Genomic DNA, 21076 nt, shown 5'->3' on the forward strand with positions numbered 1-21076 from the left:
AACTTTTAGGGGTCACTTCACTTATTGTGCTCTTCTTTTATTATTATTCATATTAATGTAGCAAGATGCTGCTTTGCATCGTATTCTTCTAAACTTTCCCCACACTTAACACGATGCACAAAATCCGGATTAGCGATCAATGGTCTACCAAATGCTGCTACATCAATTGCTCCTTCTTGTAGTGCTTCTTCTGCCTCTTTTGGATTTAAATTCCCCACTCCTACAATTATGCCATTCCAATATTTACGAACTAATTGATGCAAGTTCTTCCCGTTAGCTATAACTTGCGTATAATTCATTGTTGAAGGATGAATCATCGTTAGTCCTACCTCACTGAACATCTCTATGAAAGTTTGAATTGCTGCTTCAGGATCTTCCCACATATAGATAGGGTTATCACCTTTAAATGCCGAAAAACGAATAAGTGTTTTATCTGTACCAACCGCACTTATCACAGCCTGTAATACTTCTTTCATAAACGTTAACCTTTGTTTTAAGTCTCCGCCATATTGATCCTTTCGATGATTCGCAAATTCATATGTAAATTGATCAATTAAATATCCATGTGCCCCATGAATTTCTATCCCATCGAAGCCCGCCTCTATCGCATTCCGAGCAGCTTGCGCATACTGTTCGATTGTTTCTTGAATTTCTTCTATCGTCATTGCTTCTGGTGTATCAAATGGCTTTCGAAAACGCGGGACATTTCCTTGTGCTGCTATTGCTGAAGGTGCTTGTGGAAAGAATCCACCTGTTAGTTCATGATGACTCATACGCCCTACATGCCATATTTGCGCAATAATGGTTCCACCTTCTTTATGTACCGCCTCTGTGACTGGCTTCCAAGATTCAATTTGTTCCCTTGTATAAATACCTGGAACACCTGGATTCCCCTTCGCTCTTGGACTAATTACAATTCCTTCTGTAATGATTAAACCCACGCCATCTGCTGCACGTTTCCGGTAATACTCGACTACATCAGCCCCAACTACTCCTGTTTCATCATCAGCAAAACAACGCGTCATCGGTGCCATTACCACACGATTTCGAAGAGACCAAGCGCCAATTTGAATTGGATCAAATAACTTCGTTTCTTCCACATTTTGAAATGATCCCCAATTTTTTATATTCGTACCTTCATATATACTTGCTGTTTTGCTCTTTGGATTTGTCATTTTGATTCCCCCTATATCTTTTTGTAATTAAGCCTTCAATTTTTCACAATAACTTTTAAAACATTTCATATATGAATCATAATTTCCCACCAACTAGCACGTCAATTTATAAGCTCTTATCATATAATATCCATATATAGCACAATGCAAAAAGCCTCTTCAAATAAGAAGAGACTTCTTTTTTATATGCTAACTTGCTTACGAATCGTTTCTCTTGCTAACAGAAAGCTCATAATCACCTGAGCAGCTACACGACTCGTCATATCACGAAAATCGAGCGTTGGATCAATCTCTACAATATCCATGCCTTGAACAAGTGGTTCTTGACCAAGGGTCGCAACCGCATCAAGTAATGTTGTACTATCCATCCCACCTGGTCCGATTGCCGGACATCCTGGTGCAAATGCTTGATCTAATACATCCATATCGACAGAAACATAGATTGCTGTAACGCCCTGTCTACGTAAACTCTCAATAGTTTCTGTAATAATATCCTTAATTGATCGCTCTCGTACATGTTTCATTGTATACACTGTCACACCGTGCTCTTTTGCATACTCATGATACGTACGAGCGTTTGAAAAGTTACGAATACCAATTTGAACAAGTTGTTTTCCTGTAATGACATCATTTTCTAGTAAACTACGAAATGGCGTTCCATTCGATGGTCCTCCATCTTCTAAATTACGTAAATCATGATGTGCATCAAATTGAATAATGCCGACTTTTCCTTTGCTACTCGCAAACCCACTTATACTAGGAAAGCTAATAGAATGATCTCCGCCAAGAACAATCGGTACCATTTGCGAATTCAATTTTGTCAAATGCCCAAGTGTCTTAGCGATGCGAGCATGGCTTTCTTTAATGTCCGTAACATGCATCGTAATATCACCGCAATCATATAAAACACTTTCTTTCATATCATGCTCTTCTGTAATTGCGTATGTGCTATATGCATCTAACATTGCTCGAATGGTTTTCGGTGCAAAACATGCACCTGAATGACTAATGGATGGTTTAGAGAGCGGCGCACCAATTAATGCCGCTCCAAAAACTCCTTCTCCATCCCAAACTTTAATCATATCGCTCCATTTCGTTACTTCACGATCGATAAACTTTGCATTTTTCTTTAAATAGTGGCCTTGCTCCACGCTTTGTCACCTCTTGTATATGCAAGATTACCATTCTTCCATACTGTATTTACATGACTTACACCGTAATGATACGGAACATATGCATAATTATATGCATCCCATAAAACTAAGTCAGCCTTACGTCCAACGCGAACTTTCCCAGCAACATCACCGCGATTAATTGCGTACGCTGAGTTCACTGTGACAGCATTCCAAACTTCTTCTGGTGTCATTTTCAGTTTCAACATTGCAATACTCATGATAAGCTGAATATTTTCAGTCGGACAGCTACCTGGGTTGAAATCTGTCGCTAAAGCAACAGCTACACCTTCGTCAATCATTTTACGTCCACGTGCAAAACTTTCTTTATTTAAATAGAAAGTTGTTCCTGGAAGTAACGTTGCAACTGTATTTGAGTTTGCAAGCATTTCAATTCCTTTATCTGATGCTCCAACTAAGTGGTCTGCTGATGCCGCACCAATTTCAGCTGCCGCTTCCGCACCGCCAAGTGGATCAATTTCATCTGCATGAATTTTCACATCAAAACCAAGTTCTTTCGCTTTCAATAAGAACTCTTTTGATTCTTCCACAGAGAATACTCCTGTTTCACAGAAAATATCAACGAACTCCGCTAATTGTTTTTCTTTCATCTCTGGTAATAAATCTAACATCCATTGTAAAAACTCTTTTGATTTTCCTTTGTATTCTTTCGGAACAGCATGCGCTCCTAAGAATGTTGACACTAAATCAATTGGATGCTCTTTTTGCAATTGTGCCGCAACCTCCAATTGCTTCCACTCTGTTTCATCATCTAATCCGTAGCCACTTTTTGCTTCTACTGTTGTAACGCCGAACGATAACATACGATCTAAATGGAATTTCGCCTTCTGCACAAGTTCTTCTTTCGACGCTTGCTTCGTTGCATTCACAGTCGAAAGAATCCCGCCGCCCTTTTCTAAAATTTCTAAGTACGGTACTCCCTGTAACTTAAGAGCAATCTCATTTTCACGAGATCCTCCAAATACAAGGTGTGTATGCGGATCAACAAGCCCTGGAGAAACCATTTTCCCTTCGCAATCGATGATTTCTTTTGCTTGTAAACCTTTTGCCTCTTCTACTGTTCCAACGAAAGTAATCACACCGTCTTCAATACCGACTGCACCATTTTCGATAACAGGAAGCGTATTCATCGCTTCCTGTCTTAACAAGCCATCTTCTTGATCCATTGTTAGCAATTGACCGATATTCGTTAGTAAAATGTCCAGCATGTTTCTTCCTCCTTATTTCATCATTGGGATGTTAACGCCTTTTTCTTTCGCTGTTTCAACAGCTAAGTCATATCCTGCGTCAACGTGACGAACAACACCCATACCAGGGTCAGAAGTTAATACACGTTCAATACGTTTTGCTGCTGCTTCCGTCCCATCTGCAACAATAACCATTCCGGCATGAAGTGAGTAGCCCATACCAACTCCACCGCCGTGGTGAACAGATACCCAGCTTGCACCGTTTACACTATTGATTAATGCATTTAAAATTGGCCAATCTGCCACTGCATCACTTCCGTCCTTCATTGCTTCTGTTTCACGGTTTGGAGATGCAACTGATCCACAGTCTAAATGGTCACGACCGATAACGATTGGTGCTGACAATTCACCTTTTGCAACCATTTCATTAATAATGCGTCCAAATTTCGCACGTTCCCCATAACCAAGCCAACAAATACGTGATGGAAGTCCTTGGAACTCAACTTGCTGACGTGCCATACGAATCCAGTTACATAAATGCTCATTATCTGCAAACTCACGTAAAATAACTTCGTCTGTTTTATAAATATCTTCTGGGTCACCAGAAAGTGCTACCCAGCGGAATGGTCCTTTTCCTTCACAGAACAATGGACGAATAAACGCTGGAACGAATCCTGGGAAATCAAAAGCATTTTTTAATCCTTCATCGAAAGCAACCTGGCGAATATTATTACCATAATCAAACGTAATAGCACCTTTTTCCTGCATTGCAAGCATTGCTTCTACATGTTTTTTCATGCTTTCTTTTGATAATTGTACGTAGCGCTCTGGATCTTCTTCACGAAGTTTTGCCGCTTCTTCTAATGAATAGCCAATTGGAACATAACCGTTTAATGGATCGTGTGCAGACGTTTGATCTGTCACTAGGTCTGGTGTAATGTCACGTTTCACAAGCTCTGGTAAAATTTCTGCGGCATTCCCTAGTAGTCCAATTGAAATCGGCTCTTTCTTTTCTTTATATTCTTTCGCAACAGCTAATGCCTCTTCTAAAGATTCTGTGTACATATCGCAATACCTTTTTTCAATACGGCGATCGATGCTACGCTTATCTACATCAATTGCAATGACTACCCCACCATTCATCGTAACAGCAAGAGGTTGCGCACCACCCATACCGCCTAAACCAGCAGTTAGCGTTAATGTCCCTTTTAATGAACCATCAAAGTGTTGACGTGCTGCTTCTCCAAACGTTTCATATGTTCCTTGTAAAATTCCTTGTGTACCGATATAAATCCAGCTACCTGCTGTCATTTGTCCATACATCATAAGACCTTTTTTCTCAAGTTCACGGAAGTGGTCCCAATTTGCCCACTTCGGTACTAAGTTTGAGTTTGCTAGAAGAACACGTGGTGCATCTTCATGTGATTTAAAAATGGCAACTGGTTTACCAGATTGAACAAGTAATGTTTCATCGCTCTCTAACGTTTTTAACGAATCAACAATTGCATGATAGCTATCCCAATTACGAGCTGCACGACCAATACCACCGTAAACAACTAACTCTTCTGGTTTTTCAGCTACTTCTGGATCTAAGTTATTCATTAGCATGCGAAGTGCCGCTTCTTGAACCCAGCCCTTAGTTTGTAATTCTGTTCCTCTTGGCGCGCGAATTGTTTGTTTTACGTTTTCCATTTTCATCTCTCCCTTTTCCCTTTTTATAGTGTTGCATTTGCATCCAATCGTTCTAATGTAAAGCGACTTGTTTTTAGCCAATGTGCAATATTTTCAATATCTGTTGAGAAAATACGATCATTTGTAATGGAAGGCACTTGCTGACGGCCTTGATGATAAAACGTTTTCGTTACCGTACTCATCTCTTCAATTCCACGATATTCCGCAGCTTGCATTGCACAGATCATTTCAATTGCAAGAACGCGTCTTACGTTTTGAATAATTTGATGTGCATGACGTGAAGCGATTGTTCCCATACTTACATGATCTTCTTGGTTAGCTGATGATGGAATAGAGTCCACACTTGCTGGATGTGCTAACGTTTTATTTTCTGACACGAGTGAAGCTGCCGCATATTGCATAATCATCGCACCAGACTGAAGACCTGGTTCTGGGCTTAAAAATGGTGGTAAATCATTTAACTGCGGGTTCACAAGGCGTTCAATGCGTCGTTCAGAAATATTTGCAAGTTCCGCCATTCCAACCTTCAAGAAGTCCATGGCAAATGCAATTGGTTGACCGTGGAAATTTCCACCAGAAATTACTTTTGCTCCGCCATCAAAAATAAGCGGGTTATCTGTTGCTGCGTTCATTTCAATTTCTAATTTTTCTTTTACGTAATTTAAAACTTGCCAAGACGCACCATGAACCTGCGGAATACAGCGAAGCGAATATGCATCTTGTACACGCAGTTCTCCTTGCTTTGTTACAAGCTTGCTATCTTGAAGTACATCGCGAATACGCTTTGCCACTTCCACTTGTTCTTTGTATCCGCGAGCTTTATGAACATTTTCATCAAATGCATCAATAATGCCGCGTAACCCTTCGATTGTCATGGAAGCAATTAATTCTGATTGATACGCAATTGCCTCAGCTTCTATATAAGAAAGAATTCCTTGCGCTGTCATCGCTTGCGTACCATTGATTAGTGCAAGCCCTTCTTTTGCTTCTAATTCGATTGGCTCTAAACCTTCTTCTGTAAGAGCTACCATCGCATGGACGCGTTTCCCCTTATAGAACACTTCCCCTTCACCTAATAAAACAAGAGCAAGATGGGATAATGGAGCTAGATCACCACTCGCACCTAATGAACCTTGCTGCGGGATAACTGGGTGAATGTTACGATTTACAAACTCTAATAACATATTCACAACAAGTGGGCGAACACCCGATATTCCTTTTAACATCGTATTCGCGCGTAAGATTAGCATTCCACGTGATACCTCTTCAGGGAATGGATCGCCAATTCCGCACGCATGTGATTGAATTAAATTATGTTGAAGTGCTTTTACATCATCTTTTTGAATAAATACATCACTAAACTTTCCAAACCCAGTTGTAATACCGTAAACAACCTTTCCTTCTTCTACAATCTTTTCTACAGCTTCACGGCACTCCGCTACTTTTTGCATGCTGTTTGGACAAGCTGTTACACCTTCTCCTTCAAACAACAATCGTTTCATCTCTTCTACTGTTAATGAATGTCCTGTTAACGTAATCATCCTGTTTCCTCCTTAAAAAGAGCAAAAGGGGACCTTACCTTTTTAAGACAGACTTCTGTCCCAAAAAGCAAGGCCCCCTTCTAACTAATAGACTATGGGCAAATCATATGTGATTAATTCCTAAACCAATCGCCTCATGCTCAGATCCTTTTACAGGTGCACCTATCGTTCCATATAGTGCAACAGCAACCCATTCGCCTTCTTTTTTTCCGTCGTATGGTGTGCCACGCACAATTGCAAACCGAAGACCTACTGTACGAAGAACGTCTGCTAACTGAATTTGACCTCTCGTTACTCCGTACAACGCTTCCATGATTGCATGATAAAGTGCATGCGTTTCTCTGTAAACGTCTGTTTCAATTACTCCGTTGCTACGAGCCGCTGTTTCCATTGCTGCGACAACCTTTTGCGAATTCATAGAACCTACTTTCCCAGTACAATACGTCCACCCTTTCGGAATGGATAATACAGGGCTTTCATTTTCCTCCGCAAGTGCCAACAACATGGCCATACGACCAATTCGATGTGTTCCTTGAAGAAGCATGTGACTCTCTCATTTCTTGTTAATTATTTGAATATTACTTAATTTAAGAATATACGAAAATAATTTAATCGTCAATAGTTTAAATGATTATCCGAATGAATTTTTACAATAATCTGTCACTATTGTGTACACAACCTATTTACAGAAAATTTTTAAACATGCTATAGTCTCACTAACAGCTGTAAGGGGGACCCAAAATTGGTTAAGAGAAAAGATATTCACTTTCGAATTGACGAAAGATTACTAGAAAGATTTGAAGCAGCACTTCATTATGAAGCTTTAAATAAAACAGATGTGTTAACACATGCTATTCAGCAGTTTTGTATAAAGGTGGAGTCAGAAAAGTTGAATGATGTAAAAAGACAATACGCTGTAAGTAACCATCTGCAAACGCGGATTAATACTCATAAAAAATATGAAGAAAAACGAGTAGACTTAGATGAAATTGTAATAGATCATCTACAATTACAAGGTACTGAAAAGATATTAGAAGTTGGATGCGCTAACGGAAAATTCCTTGCACTGCTACAAAAAAACGGTCATAAGGGGCATCTCACTGGTCTAGATCAATCTACAACTATGCTACGTGAAGCTGCTATGAATGTGGGGCCGCAACATGTAAATATTGAATGGCAACTTGGAGACGCTACGAAACTACCTTTCTCAGCTGATTCTTATGATTGGATTATCGCAAGACATATGCTGTATCACATGACGGATGTTGAAAAAACAATTCAAGGATTCCATAAGGTGATTTTTCCAGAAGGCAGGTTCCTAGCAACAACAAATTCCAAAATTTCGTTGCCCCATATGGATGAAATGTGTAACAAAATGTTAGTTGCATTCGATTTACCCGAAAAATCTCTATCAGCTTCTCCATTTTGTTTAGAAAATGGAAAACAATTATTACAATCTGTTTTTGAAACTGTGGAGGAAACGGTTATCCATAATGCACTTTTATTTCATCATGCTACACCTATCGTTAACTATATCTCTAGTATGTTTCCGTCTTTAAACATACCTGATGACATTCATCTTCATTCAGAAATGAAAGAATGGCTGACCATTGAAATAGAAAATGAATTATCTCTTCATGGCGGAGTATGGCGTGATCCAAAAACACTTGCTATTTATAAGTGTACAAAATGAATTGGAATCTACTTTACAACAAATTCTTTAAATTTATCTTAGGTTGATGTTGATATGGCGATACCCTAAGAAGAAAATTATATATTATGAATATAATAATAAACAAAACTAAAAGAGGTGAAACTGTTGGCTATTAAACAAGAGGAAATTAAACTGGTAATTGGTGCAGGGGAATATAATAATAATCCTGGCTGGTTACATACGAATGAAGAGGAATTGAATTTATTAAAAAGGGAAGATTGGATAAAGAAGTTTGACCCTAATTCTTTAGCGGTAATTTTAGCAGAGCATGTATGGGAACATTTATCATACGAAGAAGGTGTAGAAGCGGCGAAAGTATGTTATGAATTTTTAAAGCATGGTGGTTATATTCGATGTGCGGTTCCTGATGGATTTTTCCCAGATGAAGAATACCAAAAAGGGGTACAAGTTGGAGGACCTGGACCTAAAGACTACCCTGCAGCTAGTCATAAAATTGTTCATAATTATAAAACGTTAAGGAAAATGTTTGAAGCTGTTGGATTCGAAGTTAAATTACTTGAATATTTTGATGAAGAGGGGATTTTTCACTCCAGTGAGTGGGATGGAAACGATGGAGTTATTTTTCGTTCAAAAAAATATGATCCACGAAATCAAGGGGATAAACTTGTTTTTGCATCGTTAATTATAGATGCAGTAAAGTCTTAGTTATTAAGCTAAACAGGTGCTTTTCTTGAAGAAAAGCTTTAAAGCCGATTTCCAATAGGAGATCGACTTTTTTAATACCATAACTCAATAGTCTTGATACCTCTTCATCATTATAAAGATATATACAGTTTCGTAATATAGATTTATAAATCGCGTGACAGTGACATACAAGCACCCAAAATACTAAAATTGAAAGTTATATGAAACTCTCATTCTGAGGGCATTAGAAAAAATTAGCTTGATGGTCATGCCGGGAACCAGAAGAACGAAAACCTTATCCTGTCTGGCGTTACCAAATGAAAAATGGTTTGATGCACACTATCAATATATCGATAAAAAACACGGGGCGCTACGTCAAAAAATAACTGAGTATTTACTTGCACTAATGAAACAATCCTATTCTTCCTCCATACAAAAAGCTAGCAATTTGCTAGCTTTTTATCCCCTTCACATGCACTTTCACTCTTCAACTGTTTGTGCCAAAAGCTTTTCCATCAGTATATTGCCTTTACCTCGATATACATTCCCTTTATGCTTATTCATTACACCCAAATATTCAGCTATTGCAACTCCAAATTCGACAAAACCATGTCCTTGTGCTGTTATAATATTTTTATAAATAACAACATTTTTATAAATAAAATTCCCTATAGGAAAGCAATCTATTTTACTATAATCCAACGTAACTGTATAAGGAATATCTTTTAATACACCAGCTGTTGCCAATACAAATGGTCCAGCACAAATAGCTGCAACTAATTTTTCTTTTTTATAGAATTGACGCACGATAGAAAACAGCTCTTTAGCATCTTTAATATGTATTACATCCCCACCAGGAATAATAATCCCCTCATAATCATCCGCATGAACTTCAGTTATTTCCAAATGCGGTTGCACTTGCAATCCTGTTTCACTTGTGATGATGTTTCACTTGTGATGATGTTTTTTGTTACTCCTACTGTTTCAATTTTATAGTCGTCTTTCAATAACGCCGTAGCCACGGTAACCTCAAATTCTGCAAATGTCGGATATACAAATAAAAGTATTTTCTTCATATTCTTTTCTCCCCCACCCATTTCATAAAATACAACTCTGTTTCTTCTACTATCACTTCATCAGTATTCACATATGTAACCGGAAATTGTTTATACCACTGTCTTTCCACTTCTACTAATTTTAACTGCTCATCAAATGTACTGCGTCTTCTCGTCGTATCATTCTCTTTTCTCTCCTGCAATTTCTTTTTCGAAACATCCAAATAAAAAATTGCATCTGAACGACATGTTCTTAATGTATACAATTCATCTTTTAGTTCGCATTCAATATCCCAATCCATTCCTATCACTTTCGGAAACTGTAGTGTATAAAACTCAATATCTTCTGGACCACGATCAAATATCACAAGATGCCCCCGTGCATTTTGAAATTCCTTTATTTTTGCTTCTATAAATAGTTTTTGATTTGTAATAAATCCCTCTTTTGTGTAAATATCCAAATTCAACTTTTTTCTCTTCTCTACAATTTCATAAGGATTTTCATATACAATCTGAAAGCCTCTTCCCTCTAATCTCCTCGCTAACGTTGTTTTCCCGCTTGCCATTGGTCCTTGAAGCGAAATGATATATGTCATTTTCCCCACCCTTTTTTCACAAAAGTCGTCTTGTTTTTTACAATAAACGGAATTTTATAAACTATCAACAAAATACTTCCTACCTTGTTTCCTCATTCTATCTGGCTTATAATAAAAAATAGAGACGATTATGAACGCCTTTTTATGTAAGCTTGGAAAGCCGAGCTTACATTATTTTTTGCTTTCCCTTTCATTCAAAACAGGGTACACTAGAACAGAACATACGTTCTTAAAGATTACATATAGTAAGGAGATAGAACAAATGGTATACGATACAAAAGTAATTTCTTGGAACGAATCTTTAAAACAACTACAACGTCGCTACACTAATCAACCAGTAGATCGAAAACAATTTGAAGATGTTGAACTTGCGGAGTTTTTCCACGATAACGACTACATTTCTCTTCCTACACATATTAGCGGCCTATCAACAAAACGTTTTACTTCTTACTCTATTTTCACAACTGAAGATAAAGATCGTAAAGTCGGTACACTAATCATTGAATATTTAGAAGATGATAATGATATTTTACGTGTCGAACAACTATACTTCGTTTAATTCATAACGCTTGGTCAAAATGGCCAAGCGTTCTTGCTTTCTATCAATCTCACTGCTTATAATACTAGTAAAAGGAAAACTGCTATCATAAAGGGGGTATACACTTGCTCGAAGGATGGTTTAGTTGGTTTATTGTGACTTGGACGGTTATTTTACTAGGTCTTATGTCTATCGGTGGATACTTTATGTTCCGAAAATTCTTGAAACGCCTACCAAAAGAAGACGGCATGTCTATTTTAGATTGGGAACAACGTTATATCGACCAAACAAGGCACTTATGGGATGATGAGCAAAAACAATTGTTAGAGGAACTTGTAAGTCCTGTTCCTGAACTGTTCCGTGACGTTGCTAGATCTAAAATCGCCGGTAAAATTGGGGAGCTAGCGTTAAAAGAAAAAGCTCCAAAAATAACTGAAGATTTAATTATTAAAGGGTATATTGTAGCGACTCCAAAACGAGATCATAAATTTTTAATTAAAAAATTACAGGAAAAACAAATTGATTATTCTCCATATCAATCACTTTTAGCAAAATAAAAAACCTCAAGAAATCTTGAGGTTTTTTACGTTAACTTCATATCTTTCTCATTATAAAAGCCATCTTCTTTCTCCATTTCCTTTTGCAATTTCGTAAAGGAACGGTACATTGCAATTCTCCATGAGACAATCATTGCAAACGCAAGTAAGAAGAACATGCCACTAAGTTGCCCTAAATCAAGTGACTGACTTAAATATGTTTTAAAGACAATACGTACAACGAGCAAGCCAATTAAAATAAATACGAATGATTTTGAACGCTTCAAGTAAATCTCTTGTCCACGCACTTCAAATTTAGATGTTTTAATCAGAAAAATTGAGAATAACAAACCTACACCAATTGCTTCTAACATTTCCGCTGGTGTTAGGCGAAATTCCGGAAAAATATACATCAGTGCTCCCGTACTCATAAAAAACGGCGGAAGGATAATTTTTTTCAATGTTGCAGGTTTCTTTGCTGCTTTTAAACGAATAAACATCGCACCAACAGCCATACAAACGGCAACAATACTCGACAAAAGAACTATGTTCATACTTTCTCATCCTTTTTTGTGGCAATATGAAAATCTAGTTTCATTATATGCTTTTCTACTAGTATTTCCAACATTTTCACAGGATAATACTAAAAACCGGTGAAACCACCAAATAAACTTGAGAAATATGCAATAATTTTTGTCATCCAATTAAAGTATAAGAAAATACCCATAACAATCATAATATATCCGCCTACTTTGACAAACATCCCACTATGTCGTTTAATCCAAGACATTTTCGTAATAAAAAATGAAAGTATAAAAAACGGTATTGCGAATCCAAGTATGTAAGCAATCATATATAGCATTGCTGATTCTGGGTTCGTAGTAGCTAATCCAATTACCGCAACCAAAATTGGACCTGTACAAGGCGTCCATCCTGCAGCAAATGCTAAACCAATTAATACAGACCCGATATAACCACTAGGACGATTTTTAAATGTAAATTTACGATCTTGCATTAAAAACTTCGGCTTAAATACTCCGACAATTACAAGTCCAAATACAATGATAAATATTGCGCCTAACTGTCTTATCAAATCTTTATAATCTTGGAAAAATGATCCGACAAAACTTGTACCAAAACCAATTGCAATAAAGACAATTGAAAATCCAAATAAGAAGAATGCTGTATGTATCATACTTCTTTTACGAAGCATCGCATTTTCTTCTTTTAATTCAGAAACCGACATCCCTGTTATGTACGATAAAAATGCTGGATAAAGCGGTAAGCAACAAGGGGAAATAAATGATAAGAATCCCGCACCAAACGCTAAAAAAATATTAATGTCTTGCATCGTTTCACTCCTCTCCTCTACAACATTGTAGCAAAAACAAATGAAAATGCTATGTACAAATCATGAATTCACCATTTACAACGTTTTAATGAGGAAAATAGCTATACATAGCTATATAAATACAAATTAAAAATACGAAAGAAAACCCTTCTTTTTAGGCGAGAAAGAGCATCCCGCCATGCACAACAGCTGTCAGATCCCTTGGCCAAATAAAACCAAAAAAAGAAAATAAGTAGCAGTCACCCTTTGTTATCCATAGCCATAGATTATACGTCTAAAAATCAGAATGGATTTATATTTTTCTAAAACGTTTTCATTTTTCTTCTATTATAAATATATTCTGTTATTCATTAACATATCAAAGCTTTTCCCAAACAACAAATTATTTGTATGCACTATTCCTGTACGCTAAACATTTCCTGTCAAAAAATATTTTTTTAAAATGATAGTCTTATACAATACACCTCTTATTTGATAATACTTCTATAAGAATAAGTTTCAAGATTATGCATAAATATCATATTTTTATTATTATTCTATAAAATGTCACACTTTTCTTTCAGTTGACCCTTCATTTTTAATTTTGTATACTTCCATCTAGTTATATATGTCCGTTTTGGAACAAATAAATATATAGGATGGGAGGAATTTTCATGCTTCGTTATTCTCTTTTAGTTTTATTAGGAGCATGTAGCTATGGAATTTTAGCTATCTTTGTTAAACTTGCATACGCAGAAGGATTTTCACTTGGAGAAGTAATTGGTAGTCAATATTTGTTCGGTTGGTTTATTTTACTTGGAATTACACTCCTATTTTCTAGACACCGCGTTCCACTTAAACAAATGCTTATTTTATTTGTCGCTGGAACATCTGCAAGTTTCACAGGAATTTTTTATTACGCTTCACTGAAAACTGTGCCGGCATCAATTGCTATTATCCTTTTATTCCAATTCGTTTGGGTAGGAATTATCATTGAAGCTGTTGCGACAAAAACATTGCCATCAAGAGAAAAAGTCATTTCTGTTATCTTTTTACTTGCTGGTACATTCTTATCGAGCGGATTATTAGAAAAATCAGCAGGCGATTTCGATGCAACTGGAATCATATTAGGTTTACTATCTGCTGTTACATTTGCAACTTACATCTTTGTAAGTGGTAAAGTGGCTGTCGAAGTACCATCATTACCACGAGGCGTTCTCTTAATGGCTGGTGCTTTAACTTTAGTCATGATCGTATTCCCACCAACATTTATTTTTAATGGCGCTATTTCTCAAGGACTTTGGAAATACGGCTTAGGATTAGGAATATTTAGTATTGTTATTCCTTCAATTGCATTTACAATTGGTATTCCTAAAATCGGTTCTGGCTTAGCAACGATTCTTGGTGCCGCTGAACTACCTGTTACAACAATTATGTCTGTATTTGTGTTAAAAGAAGCTGTACTTTCTTCCCAATGGCTTGGTGTGGCGCTTATTTTAGTCGGAATTGCAATTCCACAAGTTGCATATACAATGCGCGGACGTTATCGAAAACATCATACACATAAGAAAGTTGCTGCATAAAAGAAAAGAGGTTTCTCATTTGAGAAACCTCTTTTTAGTATTCCCCATTAGTTTTTAGCTCGATTCGCAATTTCTAAAGCGCGGTCTGTTTCTTTAGCTGCTTGATCTAATGCTTGTTTCACATCTGTTCCCTCTATAATACTTTCCATTGCTTTTTGTACTTTTTGGCGCGATTCTGGAAATACTGTAATTAAAGCTCCTTGTGTCGCAGGTGATACTTTCGAATCATGAAGTTGGTTTACTGTTACTTGTAACTGTGGATATTTCTCATATTCTTTTTTAACTAACGCTTCCTCATACGCCTTTGGATTTACTGCGAAGTATCCTGTTTGTACATGCCACTCTGCTTGTACAGATGGAGTTGTCATATACTTCATAAACTCCCAAACCGCTTTTTGTTTCTCTTTCCCAATGTCCTTTGCCATCCATAATGACGCTCCACCAATAATAACACCTTCCCTTTGAACCTCTTCAGGATACGGAAGATAAGCTACGCCAACTTGAAATGGTGCATTGTTAATCATATCCTTCACACCAGCTGAAGAATCTAAGTACATCGCTGTTTTTCCAGATAAGAAAGCTGCACGTGTATTATCCCAATCCGAACCGTAATTACCATTAACCCCTTCTTTATTCAGCTTACTAACAAACTCCAAAATCCTTTGTCCTTCTTTTCCATTAAAAGTTGCTTTCGTTGCTGCTTTAGCACGACCATTATCATTATTTACATATGTTCCACCTTGAACTGCTAACATTTCTTCAAAGAACCAAGTATCTAATAAATAAGTAAACCCATAACGATTTACTTGATTCCCTTCTTTTTTCGTTAATTTCTTCGCTGCTTCCTCTATCTCTTTAAATGTTTTTGGGGCTTGTTCTGGATCTAATCCAACTTCCTTAAATGCATCCTTGTTATATACCATAACAGGTGTAGAAGAGTTAAACGGCATTGAATATTGTTTTTTATCTACCGTATAATAACTCCGAATATTCGGTTCCCACTGAGACACATCATACTTGTCTTGATCGATGAACTTTTGAACAGGTTCAATTTTCCCGCTATCAATCATATATTTCGTTCCGCCATCAAAAACTTGAATAACATCTGGAGCATCCTTTGTGCCTGCAATATTTTTATACTTAATAAACGATTCCTCATATGTACCTTGAAATAAGGCTTTTACTTCTACCTTATCTTGAGATTGATTATACTTTTGAACAATTTGTTCTAAAACATCTTTTGTTTTTCCACCCATTGCATGCCAAAATACAATCTCCGTCTTTCCACTGCTCGTTTTTTCACTGTTTCCCTTAACTTTTGACTGTTCTTTTCCAGAAACATTTGAACTGGAGCAGGCCGTAACCAAAAACAAAATACATAATGATACAATAGCAATCAATCTTTTGCCCATACTTCTCAACTTTTTCTCCCCCTTTTCATACAAAAAAACATAAATAACAATAGCGATTTCAAAACATTCCCCGCTGCGTTATACTATGGTCTCTACACGAATTTTGTATGTATTTGCACTTACATATTTTAGTATATCTTCTATTTATGAATTTCTTGTAAATAACGATTATAAAATGTAAAATATACACTATTTATATGTAAAAAATTGTAAAGTTTACTCGAGAGATATTTTTCCTTACAGATTTATTAAAAAGTAATAAATTCCTATATAATTACTAATGAATATATTTTTTATTTTCATATACTTAAAACAGAAATTGAAGTTTATCTTGAGAAAGAAGGAAAAACAGATGACATCCATCACAAATCAATTCATAGAAAAACTAATCTCCATCCGTCGTCACTTACACCAATATCCAGAACTATCTTACAAAGAATTCGAAACAACAAAGGCGATACAAAACTGGTTAAACGAAGCTAACATCACAATTATTCATTCTAATTTAACAACCGGCGTAATCGCTGAAATTTCTGGTAACAAAAACGGGCCCACCGTTGCGCTCCGTGCCGATATTGATGCCCTTCCGATACACGAAGAAACGAATTTATCTTACGCTTCTAAAAACCCCGGAAAAATGCATGCATGTGGACATGATTTTCATACAGCATCCATTCTTGGCGCTGCTTACTTATTAAAAGAAAATGAGTCCTCACTTAACGGTACTGTTAGATTCATATTCCAAGCTGCTGAAGAAAGCGGAGACGGAGCATGCAAAGTAATAGAAGCTGGCCATTTACAAAATGTCCAAGCGATCTTTGGTATGCACAATAAACCGGATTTACCAGTTGGAACAATCGGTATTAAAGATGGTCCATTAATGGCTGGAGTCGACCGTTTTGAAATCGAAATTAAAGGGATTGGAACACATGCAGCAGTACCTGATGCTGGTGTTGACCCGATTGTAGCCTCATCCCAAATTGTTATGGCATTGCAAACAATTGTAAGTCGAAATATTAGTTCTTTTCATAACGCCGTCATAAGTGTAACGAATATCCACTCCGGAAATACATGGAACGTTATTCCTGAAAAAGCAACTTTAGAAGGAACTGTCCGTACATTTCAGGCAGAAACACGTACAAAAATCCCAGAATTGATGAAGCGTGTGATTAAAGGGGTCGCTGAAGCTCTTGGTGTCCAAGCAAAACTTCACTGGTATCCAGGGCCGCCTTCTGTTTATAACGATACAGACCTTACTGCATTATCAACTCGCATCGCCGAACAAATGAACTTACACATTATCTCTCCAAAGCCATCGATGGCTGGAGAAGATTTTTCATACTATCAACAAGAAATACCTGGTTCATTCGTCTTTATGGGGACAAACGGTACACAAGAATGGCATCACCCTTCCTTTACATTAGATGAAGAGGCATTGCCTATTAGCGCACAATTTTTTGCATTGTTAGCAGAAGAAGCGATTAACAAATTAAGATAAAGAAAAGCCGTTAAGATTATTCTTCTTAACGGCTTTTTCATCTATCATTATGTTAAATCGCGCTTTAAAAATACAGTATAGGAAATGCCTAAAAATACAAGTAAATATATGAGAAGCATACAAGAAGCAAATGGGAATGTTACGCCTTGAATAAAGCTTCCACTTGTTAAAGCTCCATATAAATTCGTATTCGCTGGCAATAAATATTTTACCCATTCATATCTTGCTGCTGGTAGCAACACTAAATTACCAGACAATGCAACGAATAGAGAAATCCCAATTGCTCCCCCACTTGATCTCGTTAAAACTGAAATCATAAAGGCAAACGCTGCATACACAAGAGTTGGTATCCATTCTAAAATATAATATTTGCTCGCTTCTACAAATATATTTTGTTCAATGATTTTCCCGCTTTGCATGACAAATTCTGTCCAGGCTGGTTGTTGAAATTTATAAATAATAAGCCCACAGAAAATTGAAAATATCATATTAAATATAAATAAAAGTGCCGAAAAAATAACAATTGCTATATACTTCGCTGTTAAAATTTTAAATCTGTTTGCTGGACGTATCATTAAAAACTTATATGTACCCCAATTATATTCGTTTGAAAAAATAGTGCTTGCATATACAAGAATAAATGGCAACAAAATTGGAAAGACGATAAAACCTGTACCTCTCATAAATGAAAGAGGCGAATCATCTGCTGGTGGCGTATTTGTATCTAAATGTTTCATTTTCAGTTGATACTCTTTTACAAGTTCGTCTCCCGATCTTTGCGTTAAAATATCCTGTTTGGTCACACCAAGTTTTTTTTCAATTTCTGCTGTTCTCTCTGTATATTCTACTTTCCAATCGCCTGATGTAGCTGGTAAGTATTTGACCGATACCCATCCTAAACCAATAACTAAAATCGCAATGACAGCAAACGGCATAATCGTTCGCTTTCGCTTAAAGATTTTATATAATTCATTATAAATTAAATTAAACAATATCCTTGCCCCCTGTTAATTCTAAAAACTTCTCTTCTAACGTTTTTCTTTCTTCATACACACGATAAATACGAATCCCTTGTTCTGTTAATGTACGAATCACATTTGGAATTTCTTCATTTTCCACTGCCATAACCAATTCATTATCTTGGATTGTGACATCGTATTCTAAAAGTTCAGCTGCTTGTTTCACATCATCCACACGTATATGTATCGTCTCCATCTCTAAGCTATTATCCCGCTGAATATTTTGTGTTGCTACATATTCCCCGTGCTGAATAATAATAACCCGGTCACACATTAATTCAACTTCAGATAATAAGTGACTAGATACAAGAACCGCTTTTCCTTGCTCATGCGCGATTTTCTTTATATACATTCGCATTTCATGAATACCATTTGGATCTAATCCATTTGTCGGTTCATCTAAAATGAGTACATCTGGATTATGTACGAGTGCTTGCGCAATTCCTAATCGTTGTCTCATACCTAGCGAATACGCCTTTACTTTTCGATTAATAACCTGTCCCATGCCTAAAAGTTGGACTACTTCATCAATGCGTTCTTCCGTAACATTTCCATTCATACGTCCAAAATATGTTAAGTTTTCATAACCACTTAAAAAAGGGTAGAATTCTGGGTTTTCAATAACTGCACCAACTTTGGCTGCTGTACTTTCAAACTCCTGTTTTACAGATTGACCATCAATCCATACTTCCCCTTCAGTCATGCGGATCATACCGACCATCATTCGCATCAATGTCGTTTTCCCAGCACCGTTTGGTCCTAATAAACCAACAACTTCGCCTTTCTTTACTTCAAAGCTTATATTTTCTACTAATGTCTTTGAACCGATTCGTTTTGTTAATCGATCAACTTTTACTATAGACTGCTGCTCATTTATCATTCCATACAACCTTTCTTTCAACACTTTTTCAGTTTCCTACACTGTACCATGATTATTTTCCACTGTAAAACGAAGAAAAAGACATGATAACCTCATGCCTTTCCCTCGACTTTATATAAACTTTCACCTTTGAATTCTTGAATAAACTTATAACATTGCCATATGGATAATACAATGATTATACCGATCAACACTAGTGTTACTGATACTGCGTATAACGTAATCGGTACGCTACTTATTCCATGAACTCCTATTAACTTTATAAACAGCATTGTAAATAACTTCAAAAATAACATCCCGTGAATGAAACCAAAAAGAGTCGCTCCCCCGCAAATCAACAGTTGTTCCTGACAAAATAACCAAAAAACTTTTCTTTTTTGCATACCAGCAGTTTTATATACCAGCAATTCTTGTTTCCTACTTTTTAAGAACTTTTTTGTCATATGATATGTAACAACGGCACATGTGAAAAACAACAGTATTTCCCCATAGTATAATGAAACTAACCAAAACTGTATATGCTGCATCTTTTCTATTACCGCTTCATTAGATCGGACAGATATAATAAAAAAATATAGCATCGTACTCAGTGCAATCCATATAAATTGCTGTAATCTTTGGGCAGCATAGTTCTGTATATTTTTCCTTGCTAACCGAAACACAGACATAATTGATTCCCCTACCTTACTTCATAACATCCAACTTTCTATACTACTAGTGTATAAAAATATGACTTTTTTAACATCGCACTATAATCCGAATCTTTGCTAGGTCTTAAGGCGGAGAAAAATGACTTTATGTCTACGGTTATATTGAAACAGGAAAATTCCTATAAGAAGCAAATATATTAATATAGGGGGAACTAGATGAAAAAAGTATTACTTCTCAGCATCATTTTATTGATTACTTTTCTTAGTAGTTGTATTGTCCAACTAAATACAGCCTCATACACAATTGTAAAACCATATAAATTATCAGAAAAAGAAACTACTCTTTTACAATTATTACCCTTACAACAAGAACATGTTTCCTTTTATGAAGTTACCATTCCTCATAAACAAGCTGAAATATTTACAACTATTGAATATTACCAAAACGGAGAAAAAATAAAAGATATAGCTAAGCTTTCTTCTTCAGACTTTAAAGATAAAAAAATAAAATTAGCCGTTGGTCAGCAAATATTTCAACATACGAATAATGAAACTTGGCAATGGTTCATTGGTATTGATGGTAGTTCCATGACTACTTCTGAAGATGGCTTACCTAATATTAATAGCTCTGCATTTGAAAAAATTAGCAATCCTCAAAACATAAAATATAACAAAAAAACAGTTCTTGCTGCTTGGATAAAAACAAATAAAAACCATATATCCGCACTCTCTATAGAAGATGAAGAATCACGCCAACGATTGCTCCGAGAAAATGAACATGTCTACTTAGTCAGTATTGAAATAAAAAGAGGAGATGCATCACAATAGCATC

The 21076-nt window shown here is 36.3% G+C and carries 20 protein-coding genes and 1 pseudogene; 7 read left to right on the plus strand and 14 right to left on the minus strand.

Annotated elements, in window-relative coordinates; genetic code table 11:
* Nucleotides 1–47: 47 nt before the first annotated feature.
* The 6 genes from CN373_RS22740 to hutP form a co-directional block, all read right to left on the minus strand.
* Nucleotides 48–1175 (minus strand): alkene reductase, encoded by a 1128-nt coding sequence (locus tag CN373_RS22740; protein WP_098360223.1) that lies wholly within the window; start codon nucleotides 1173–1175, stop codon nucleotides 48–50.
* Between the two features lie 182 nt (nucleotides 1176–1357).
* A complete protein-coding gene (hutG, locus tag CN373_RS22745) occupies nucleotides 1358–2326 on the minus strand; it encodes a formimidoylglutamase (protein WP_098360224.1) in 969 nt (322 codons plus the stop codon).
* Nucleotides 2305–3576, minus strand: coding sequence for an imidazolonepropionase (gene hutI, locus CN373_RS22750; protein WP_000884273.1), 1272 nt, complete (start codon nucleotides 3574–3576; stop codon nucleotides 2305–2307). Before hutI ends, hutG begins: the two co-directional genes overlap by 22 nt.
* A 12-nt stretch (nucleotides 3577–3588) precedes the next feature.
* On the minus strand, nucleotides 3589–5247 hold the full coding sequence (gene hutU, locus CN373_RS22755) for a urocanate hydratase (RefSeq protein ID WP_098360225.1): 1659 nt from the start codon (nucleotides 5245–5247) through the stop codon (nucleotides 3589–3591).
* 23 nt (nucleotides 5248–5270) lie between these two features.
* Nucleotides 5271–6788, minus strand: a complete 1518-nt coding sequence (gene hutH, locus CN373_RS22760) for a histidine ammonia-lyase (protein WP_098360226.1) — start codon at nucleotides 6786–6788, stop codon at nucleotides 5271–5273.
* Between the two features lie 103 nt (nucleotides 6789–6891).
* Nucleotides 6892–7332: a hut operon transcriptional regulator HutP gene (gene hutP, locus CN373_RS22765; protein WP_000926523.1), complete on the minus strand. Its 441-nt coding sequence runs from the start codon at nucleotides 7330–7332 to the stop codon at nucleotides 6892–6894.
* Between the two features lie 198 nt (nucleotides 7333–7530).
* On the opposite strand from hutP, the gene CN373_RS22770 reads away from it, so the two are divergent.
* Both CN373_RS22770 and CN373_RS22775 read left to right on the plus strand, forming a co-directional pair.
* Entirely contained in the window at nucleotides 7531–8481 is a 951-nt protein-coding gene (locus CN373_RS22770) for a class I SAM-dependent methyltransferase (RefSeq protein ID WP_098360227.1), read from the plus strand.
* A gap of 126 nt (nucleotides 8482–8607) precedes the next feature.
* Entirely contained in the window at nucleotides 8608–9168 is a 561-nt protein-coding gene (locus CN373_RS22775) for a class I SAM-dependent methyltransferase (RefSeq protein WP_098360228.1), read from the plus strand.
* Between the two features lie 459 nt (nucleotides 9169–9627).
* Here the strand turns inward: CN373_RS22775 and CN373_RS22780 are convergent.
* Nucleotides 9628–10223: pseudogene (locus tag CN373_RS22780) on the minus strand (DJ-1/PfpI family protein).
* Nucleotides 10220–10798 (minus strand): AAA family ATPase, encoded by a 579-nt coding sequence (locus tag CN373_RS22785; protein ID WP_098360229.1) that lies wholly within the window; start codon nucleotides 10796–10798, stop codon nucleotides 10220–10222. Before CN373_RS22785 ends, CN373_RS22780 begins: the two are co-directional and overlap by 4 nt.
* Nucleotides 10799–11060: 262 nt before the next feature.
* Between CN373_RS22785 and CN373_RS22790 the strand changes: the two genes are divergently transcribed.
* Nucleotides 11061–11357: a hypothetical protein gene (locus CN373_RS22790; RefSeq protein ID WP_000262408.1), complete on the plus strand. Its 297-nt coding sequence runs from the start codon at nucleotides 11061–11063 to the stop codon at nucleotides 11355–11357.
* Nucleotides 11358–11461: 104 nt separating this feature from the next.
* Nucleotides 11462–11893, plus strand: coding sequence for a DUF2621 domain-containing protein (locus CN373_RS22795; RefSeq protein ID WP_098360230.1), 432 nt, complete (start codon nucleotides 11462–11464; stop codon nucleotides 11891–11893).
* 26 nt (nucleotides 11894–11919) lie between these two features.
* Here the strand turns inward: CN373_RS22795 and CN373_RS22800 are convergent, their stop codons facing one another.
* Together CN373_RS22800 and CN373_RS22805 are read right to left on the minus strand one after the other, a co-directional pair.
* A complete protein-coding gene (locus CN373_RS22800) occupies nucleotides 11920–12426 on the minus strand; it encodes a CcdC family protein (RefSeq protein WP_098360231.1) in 507 nt (168 codons plus the stop codon).
* 89 nt (nucleotides 12427–12515) lie between these two features.
* The gene (locus CN373_RS22805) at nucleotides 12516–13223 is read right to left on the minus strand and encodes a cytochrome c biogenesis CcdA family protein (protein WP_098360232.1); all 708 of its coding nucleotides are present in this window, start codon (nucleotides 13221–13223) and stop codon (nucleotides 12516–12518) included.
* Between the two features lie 653 nt (nucleotides 13224–13876).
* Here CN373_RS22805 and CN373_RS22810 point away from each other — a divergent pair.
* A complete protein-coding gene (locus tag CN373_RS22810) occupies nucleotides 13877–14785 on the plus strand; it encodes an EamA family transporter (RefSeq protein ID WP_000947018.1) in 909 nt (302 codons plus the stop codon).
* 47 nt (nucleotides 14786–14832) lie between these two features.
* Here the strand turns inward: CN373_RS22810 and CN373_RS22815 are convergent, their stop codons facing one another.
* The gene (locus tag CN373_RS22815) at nucleotides 14833–16197 is read right to left on the minus strand and encodes an ABC transporter substrate-binding protein (RefSeq protein ID WP_111901847.1); all 1365 of its coding nucleotides are present in this window, start codon (nucleotides 16195–16197) and stop codon (nucleotides 14833–14835) included.
* A 352-nt stretch (nucleotides 16198–16549) separates the two neighbouring features.
* On the opposite strand from CN373_RS22815, the gene CN373_RS22820 reads away from it, so the two are divergent.
* Nucleotides 16550–17695 (plus strand): M20 peptidase aminoacylase family protein, encoded by a 1146-nt coding sequence (locus CN373_RS22820; protein ID WP_098360234.1) that lies wholly within the window; start codon nucleotides 16550–16552, stop codon nucleotides 17693–17695.
* Between the two features lie 47 nt (nucleotides 17696–17742).
* Here the strand turns inward: CN373_RS22820 and CN373_RS22825 are convergent, their stop codons facing one another.
* The 3 genes from CN373_RS22825 to CN373_RS22835 all read right to left on the minus strand — a co-directional run bounded on the left by CN373_RS22825 (nucleotide 17743) and on the right by CN373_RS22835 (nucleotide 20262).
* Complete coding sequence (locus CN373_RS22825; protein WP_098360235.1) at nucleotides 17743–18687, minus strand: ABC transporter permease; 945 nt, start codon at nucleotides 18685–18687, stop codon at nucleotides 17743–17745.
* Entirely contained in the window at nucleotides 18680–19594 is a 915-nt protein-coding gene (locus tag CN373_RS22830; protein ID WP_111901848.1) for an ABC transporter ATP-binding protein, read from the minus strand. Before CN373_RS22830 ends, CN373_RS22825 begins: the two co-directional genes overlap by 8 nt.
* 92 nt (nucleotides 19595–19686) lie before the next feature.
* Nucleotides 19687–20262, minus strand: coding sequence for an FtsX-like permease family protein (locus tag CN373_RS22835; protein ID WP_098360236.1), 576 nt, complete (start codon nucleotides 20260–20262; stop codon nucleotides 19687–19689).
* Nucleotides 20263–20460: 198 nt separating this feature from the next.
* On the opposite strand from CN373_RS22835, the gene CN373_RS22840 reads away from it, so the two are divergent.
* Entirely contained in the window at nucleotides 20461–21072 is a 612-nt protein-coding gene (locus CN373_RS22840) for a hypothetical protein (RefSeq protein ID WP_098360237.1), read from the plus strand.
* Nucleotides 21073–21076 lie beyond the last annotated feature (4 nt).

The sequence above is a fragment of the Bacillus cereus genome (assembly GCF_002561295.1).
Classification (GTDB): domain Bacteria; phylum Bacillota; class Bacilli; order Bacillales; family Bacillaceae_G; genus Bacillus_A; species Bacillus_A cereus_S.

What these genes read in the sequence shown, in the direction of transcription:
- hutI (WP_000884273.1), bottom strand. Translation starts at nt 3,576, where the DNA reads ATGCTGGACATTTTACTAACGAATATCGGTCAATTGCTAACAATGGAT.
- CN373_RS22835 (WP_098360236.1), bottom strand. Translation starts at nt 20,262, where the DNA reads ATGTCTGTGTTTCGGTTAGCAAGGAAAAATATACAGAACTATGCTGCC.
- hutU (WP_098360225.1), bottom strand. Translation starts at nt 5,247, where the DNA reads ATGGAAAACGTAAAACAAACAATTCGCGCGCCAAGAGGAACAGAATTA.
- CN373_RS22790 (WP_000262408.1), top strand. Translation starts at nt 11,061, where the DNA reads ATGGTATACGATACAAAAGTAATTTCTTGGAACGAATCTTTAAAACAA.
- CN373_RS22840 (WP_098360237.1), top strand. Translation starts at nt 20,461, where the DNA reads ATGAAAAAAGTATTACTTCTCAGCATCATTTTATTGATTACTTTTCTT.
- CN373_RS22820 (WP_098360234.1), top strand. Translation starts at nt 16,550, where the DNA reads ATGACATCCATCACAAATCAATTCATAGAAAAACTAATCTCCATCCGT.
- hutP (WP_000926523.1), bottom strand. Translation starts at nt 7,332, where the DNA reads ATGCTTCTTCAAGGAACACATCGAATTGGTCGTATGGCCATGTTGTTG.
- CN373_RS22815 (WP_111901847.1), bottom strand. Translation starts at nt 16,197, where the DNA reads ATGGGCAAAAGATTGATTGCTATTGTATCATTATGTATTTTGTTTTTG.
- CN373_RS22805 (WP_098360232.1), bottom strand. Translation starts at nt 13,223, where the DNA reads ATGCAAGACATTAATATTTTTTTAGCGTTTGGTGCGGGATTCTTATCA.
- hutH (WP_098360226.1), bottom strand. Translation starts at nt 6,788, where the DNA reads ATGATTACGTTAACAGGACATTCATTAACAGTAGAAGAGATGAAACGA.
- CN373_RS22830 (WP_111901848.1), bottom strand. Translation starts at nt 19,594, where the DNA reads ATGATAAATGAGCAGCAGTCTATAGTAAAAGTTGATCGATTAACAAAA.
- CN373_RS22800 (WP_098360231.1), bottom strand. Translation starts at nt 12,426, where the DNA reads ATGAACATAGTTCTTTTGTCGAGTATTGTTGCCGTTTGTATGGCTGTT.
- CN373_RS22740 (WP_098360223.1), bottom strand. Translation starts at nt 1,175, where the DNA reads ATGACAAATCCAAAGAGCAAAACAGCAAGTATATATGAAGGTACGAAT.
- CN373_RS22785 (WP_098360229.1), bottom strand. Translation starts at nt 10,798, where the DNA reads ATGACATATATCATTTCGCTTCAAGGACCAATGGCAAGCGGGAAAACA.
- CN373_RS22810 (WP_000947018.1), top strand. Translation starts at nt 13,877, where the DNA reads ATGCTTCGTTATTCTCTTTTAGTTTTATTAGGAGCATGTAGCTATGGA.